Source organism: Bradyrhizobium sp., from assembly GCF_016462955.1.
Lineage (GTDB): Bacteria > Pseudomonadota > Alphaproteobacteria > Rhizobiales > Xanthobacteraceae > Bradyrhizobium.
Window position 1 is genome coordinate 1 of the sequence record NZ_JAEMSD010000482.1, and the last position, 5,136, is coordinate 5,136.

Consider the following 5,136-nt stretch of genomic DNA (forward strand, 5'->3'; position numbering starts at 1 on the left):
CCGAAGAGATTGTCGAGCACGTAGCGCCAGTGGCAGACCATGTCCAGGATGATGCCGCCGCCGTCCTCGTCCCGGTAATTCCACGATGGCCGCTGCGCTTCCTGCCAGCCGCCTTCGAACACCCAATAGCCGAACTCGCCGCGCACCGAGAGGACACGACCGAAGAAACCGGAATCGCGCAGGAAAGCGATCTTCTTCAGGCCGGGCAGGAACAGCTTGTCCTGCACCGTACCGTGCTTGACGCCCTTGGCATTGGCCAGCTTCACGACCTCGATGGCCTCCTCAAAATTGGTCGCGATCGGCTTCTCGCAATAGACATGCTTGCCCGCGTTGATGGCTTGGGTCAGCAGACCGGGGCGCGCCTGCGTGGTCGCGGCGTCGAAGAACATGGTGTCGTTCTTGTCGGCGAGCGCGGCATCGAGGTCGGTGGTCCAGCGCGTGATGTTGAAGCGCCTGGCAAGCGCCTCGACCTTCTCCGCGCTGCGGCCGACCAGGATCGGATCGGGCATGACGCGGTCGCCGTTCTTCAGGCGGACGCCGCCCTGATCGCGGATCGCAACGATCGAGCGGATCAGATGCTGGTTGAGCCCCATGCGGCCGGTGACGCCGTTCATGATGAGGCCGAGGCGTTGGGTGGTCATGCCAATTACTCCTGAAGTGATTTGGGCTGTTCGAGCGGGCGCAGCGCCGACCAGTCGGGATGGACCACGGTGGCAAAGCCCATTGCGTGAAGCGATCCAGTCAGGAGATCGCCGTTATGGATGGAGAGCCGGATGCCCTGACCGGCATCGGCGTAGAGATCGGGATGCGCGGCGGCGAAGGCCGCAGTTTCGGCGAGAGGCGTCTCACCAAAGCCGTCGACGTAGTGGTGGCCGTTGCGCTCGGCGTGGGTGACGCCGATGAGGGCACCGAGGGCGAGGTCCTGCTGCACGGCGAGACCTGCCTGGCAGGTCAGGTCCTCGCCGGTGACGAAGAACTGCTCGCCGCCCGCGCTCCATTTCGCCGCGCGCGTCGCGTTGACGATGGATTTGTAGAGACCCTTGCAGGACTTCGAGGAGATGCCGCGATAGCCGAGCGCCCGGGCGGCCGGAAAGGCATCGTAGGAATCGTCGGCCTCGTCGATGATGAAGCCGCGCGTGCCTAGCGTGCCAAGTGGCGTCTGCCGCGTGATATCGCGCGGCATCGGTTGCTCGACATAGAGCAGGCGCACCGCGATCGCGCGCAGCGTGGCGTCGTGATCGAGACGGTCGATCAGCGCACGCAACGCCGAGAGGTCGGCGTATTGCTCATTGGCATCGAGCGTCACCTTGACGTTGCGGCCGAGCGCGTCGAGCTCCTTGCCGATCCGCGCAAGCCGCGCCGCATCGGCGGCGGGATCGCCCGACAGCTTGAGCTTGAAGTAGCGCGCACCGGCGTTCTCGCGTTGATCGGCAACGCCCCCCTCGCCTTCGACGGTATCATCAAGACCAACGGTATGCCTGATGGCAACACGTTCCAACGGCACCCTATTGGATAGAAACGTCCTGATGTCGTGCTCGCTCAGGTCAGTAGAAAGCCGAGCATCGATGCCAGCGATGTTACCGGCCATCCCGTCGAAGAAGTTTGCTCCCGAGGCGCGTAGCAGCGCATCGAGAATGGCTTTGTCGATCTCGGCCGGACCGTAAGCCGCAGCGAGCGGCGGAATGTCCTTCTTCGCGCAGGTCGCGATCTGGGCACCGACGCATGAGGCATGCAGATCGAATGCCGTCTGGAATCCGGTGCACGCCAGATAGAGGCCGCGCGCGATCTCCAGCGAGCGGCGCAAGCCGTCGACCGTCTGTGCTGGCGAGAGTTCCGGTCGCTTGTCAAACCACTTCGGCACCAGCATTTCGGCACTGGCGCCGACCGCAACGCCCCTGCCCTCGACCTCGATCTCGGCCCGCACGAACAGCTGCGGCGTCGCGTTGATCGTGATCGCGCCGAAGCGGAACGGCCGCGCGAACTGCACGGGGCGTTCGAAGAAGGCGATGTCTCGCAGCTTCAGGCGGTGGGACATGGTGTTGCAACGACGTGAATTGAATCTGGCGCGACTGGTGTGGCCACGGGCGACTCGCCTCTCCCGCTTGCGGGAGAGGCCGGCGCGCAGCGCCGGGTGAGGGTTCTCTCCTCTAGGGGAGTGTCCCGATGTGGAGACACCCTCTCCCCAACCCTCCCCCGCAGGCGGGGGAGGGAGCGCAGCGTGCACGTGGCTCCCTCGGAAAACGCCATGACAGCTAATCCAACGCACCTTGCGAGAAGAAGTGCTTGCGTATGCGCTGCACCAGCTCGATGAACACCGGGTCCGCCATCGCGTCGAGCGAACGCGGGCGCGGCAGCGGCACGTCGTAGATCGCGGCGATTGCGCCGGGGCGCTCGGTCATCACCAGCACGCGGTCGGCGAGGAACACGGCCTCGGGAATGGAGTGCGTGATCAGGAGCACCGTCTTCCTGGTCTCGCGCTGGATCCGCATCAATTCGACATTCATGCGCTCGCGGGTCAGCGCATCGAGTGCGCCAAACGGCTCGTCCATCAGCATGATCCTGGGATCGTGCACCAGCGCGCGGCAGATCGAGGCGCGCTGCTGCATGCCGCCGGAGAGCTGCCAGGGCAGTTTCTTCTCAAAGCCTTCGAGCCCGACCAGCTTCAACAGCTCCCTGGCGCGCGGGAGATACTTGTCCCGCGGCAGCCGCTTCATGTCGATCGGCAGCATCACGTTCTTGAGGATGTTGCGCCAGGGCAGCAGCAGCGCGTTCTGGAAGACGATGCCGACATTGCCATGCGGCGCCGTCACCTTCTCGCCCTCGACCAGGATCTCGCCCGTGGTCGGCGCCAGCAGGCCCGAGATCAGCTTGAGCAGCGTGGACTTGCCACAGCCGGAAGGGCCGACTACGACGAAGAACTCGCCGTCATTGATGTTGAAGTCGAGCGGCCGCAGCGACGGCACGTCGCCGTCGCGCGTGCGGTAGGTTTTGGAGACGCCGGACAGCTTGATGCCGGAGGCATCACTGGCGCGGTCTGACACCAGGCGCAGATGCGCGGTGGGCTGCATGTCGGCGGTCTTCGTTGCGTGGTTCATTCGGCTAAGTCCACTCGACGATACACCCCGTCATTCCGGGATGGTCCGAAGGACCAGACCCGGAATCTCGAGATTCCGGGTTCTCGCTTCGCGAGCCCCGGAATGACGGTGTGTTTGGCGCTCACGACCCGCTCTTCGGCAGATAATCGTTGGTGTAGAAGGCCTTCGGGTTCTCCTTGGCCTTGGCGTCGAGACCGCCATATTCGACCATCAGATTGACGGAGTCCGTCATATTCTGGTCGGTGACCTGGAACGGCCGCTTACCCTTGGTTTCGGCGGTTCTATAGAGCGGAATGGTCAGCTCGAAGCCCTGCGTCAGCGTATCGATCTTGCCGCCCTTGGGGTTCGCATCGAGGATTGCCTGCGCCGCAGCCTTCGGCTCCTTCTCGGCGGCCTCGACCGCCTTGGTCGTCGCCGACATGAAGCGTCGGACGATGTCGGCATTGGCTTTTACATAATCGACGTTGGCGATGATGCCCGACGACACCATGTTGATGCCGTAGTCCGCGAACTTGATCGGAAAGACGTCCTTACCCGTCGCGTCCTTGATCTTCATCGACTGGTCCATGACGTAGCCGAGCAGGAGGTCGGCCTGGCCGTTGATGACGGCATTGAGCTTGGTCTGGCCGTCGCCGGCGACGGTCTTGAAGTCGCTCTCCTTCAGGCCGGTCTTCTTCAGGAACAGCGGCCAGATCTGCGTCATGGAGTCCGCAGGCGTGATCGCGACCGTCTTGCCCTTGATGTCCTCGGGCTTCCTGATGTTCTTGTCGGCGAAGCCCATGGCGGACATCGGCGAGGTCTGCAGCAGCACGCCGGTCGCTACCACCGGCGCCCCCTTGATCGCGGCGCGCATCATGGTGGGCACGTCGACATAGCCAAAGTCGGCGGTCTTGGCGGCGACCGCTTGCGTGGTCGCGGCCGAGCCGCGGCCTTCCTGGATCTCGAGCTCGATGCCCTCAGCCGCGTAGATGCCCTTGGCCTTACCGTAATAGAACGGCGCGTGCTCACCATAAACGTACCAATTCAGCATCAGCACGACCTTGTCGGCCGCCTGCGCCGGCACGGCTGCGAACGCCATCAGTGCCACTGATGCAGCTCCAATCCACCGCTTCATCGCTTCTCTCCCTTGCCGTTATGTTTCGGCCGTTGGTGGCCGTTGCTAGATTCAAGACGCGAAAATGACGTCCTCGCGCTGGCTGACATGCCATGGAATGACCAGCTTCTCGACCCGGTCGACGATCCAGAACAGGACCACGCCGAGCAGCGCGAGAATGACGAGAGCTGCGAACATCGTCGGCAGATCGAACGTGCCGATCGAGCGCTGCATGACGTAGCCGATGCCGGAATTGGAGCCGACGAACTCGCCGACGACGGCGCCGACCACGGCGAGCGTCACCGACACTTTCAGGCCTGAGAAGATCGCCGGCAGCGCATGCGGCAGGTTCACCGCGCGGAACACCTGAAAGCGGCTGCCCTGCATGGCGCGCGCGAGATCGACCATGTCGGGATCGACCGATTTGAAACCCTGCACGGCCGACACCACCACGGGGAAGAAGCCGAGCAGGAATGCCGAGATGACCTTTGGAATGATGCCGAAGCCGAACCAGACCACGAACAGCGGCGCGATCGCGATCTTCGGCACGGACTGCGAGAACACCAGCAGCGGATAGATATAGCTCTCCACCGTTTTCGAGCCCGCGATCAGCATCGCGACGGGAATGCCGAACAGCGCCGAAAGCAGGAAGCCGCAGACGGTGGCATAGGTGGTCGGCCAGGACTGGCGCAGCAGCTCCGGCCATTCGGTGCGCAGCACGGCGACGACGTCGAGCGGCGACGGGATCTGGTAGGCGGGAATCCTGAAGATCCGGATGGCGAGATCCCAGGCGACGACGATGAAGACGAGGAACAAGAACGGCCGAACCCAGGCTGCATTCAGCAGCTTGGAAATCGCGTGCTGCGGCTTGGGCTCGGCCAATTTTCACTCCCGGCAGTCTTCTTCGTTATGGCGAGAAATTAACCCGTTGGATAAATACTGTCCAGA

5 protein-coding genes are annotated in these 5,136 nt (G+C 63.5%); all 5 read right to left on the reverse strand.

Translation table 11 applies throughout. The features are described 5' to 3' along the window. Positions 1 to 641: Gfo/Idh/MocA family oxidoreductase (locus tag JHD07_RS32280; RefSeq protein WP_291629492.1), on the reverse strand; the 641-nt coding region annotated here is incomplete at its 3' end. Positions 642 to 646: 5 nt separating this feature from the next. After that, on the reverse strand, positions 647 to 2,035 hold the full coding sequence (locus tag JHD07_RS32285) for a hypothetical protein (protein WP_291629494.1): 1,389 nt from the start codon (positions 2,033 to 2,035) through the stop codon (positions 647 to 649). Between the two features lie 217 nt (positions 2,036 to 2,252). After that, a complete protein-coding gene (locus JHD07_RS32290) occupies positions 2,253 to 3,095 on the reverse strand; it encodes an ABC transporter ATP-binding protein (protein ID WP_291629496.1) in 843 nt (280 codons plus the stop codon). A 121-nt stretch (positions 3,096 to 3,216) separates the two neighbouring features. After that, positions 3,217 to 4,209 (reverse strand): ABC transporter substrate-binding protein, encoded by a 993-nt coding sequence (locus tag JHD07_RS32295; RefSeq protein ID WP_291629497.1) that lies wholly within the window; start codon positions 4,207 to 4,209, stop codon positions 3,217 to 3,219. A gap of 51 nt (positions 4,210 to 4,260) precedes the next feature. Next, a complete protein-coding gene (locus JHD07_RS32300) occupies positions 4,261 to 5,070 on the reverse strand; it encodes an ABC transporter permease (protein ID WP_291629499.1) in 810 nt (269 codons plus the stop codon). Between the last annotated feature and the right edge of the window lie 66 nt (positions 5,071 to 5,136).

What these genes read in the sequence shown, in the direction of transcription:
- JHD07_RS32285 (WP_291629494.1), bottom strand. Translation starts at nt 2,035, where the DNA reads ATGTCCCACCGCCTGAAGCTGCGAGACATCGCCTTCTTCGAACGCCCC.
- JHD07_RS32290 (WP_291629496.1), bottom strand. Translation starts at nt 3,095, where the DNA reads ATGAACCACGCAACGAAGACCGCCGACATGCAGCCCACCGCGCATCTG.
- JHD07_RS32295 (WP_291629497.1), bottom strand. Translation starts at nt 4,209, where the DNA reads ATGAAGCGGTGGATTGGAGCTGCATCAGTGGCACTGATGGCGTTCGCA.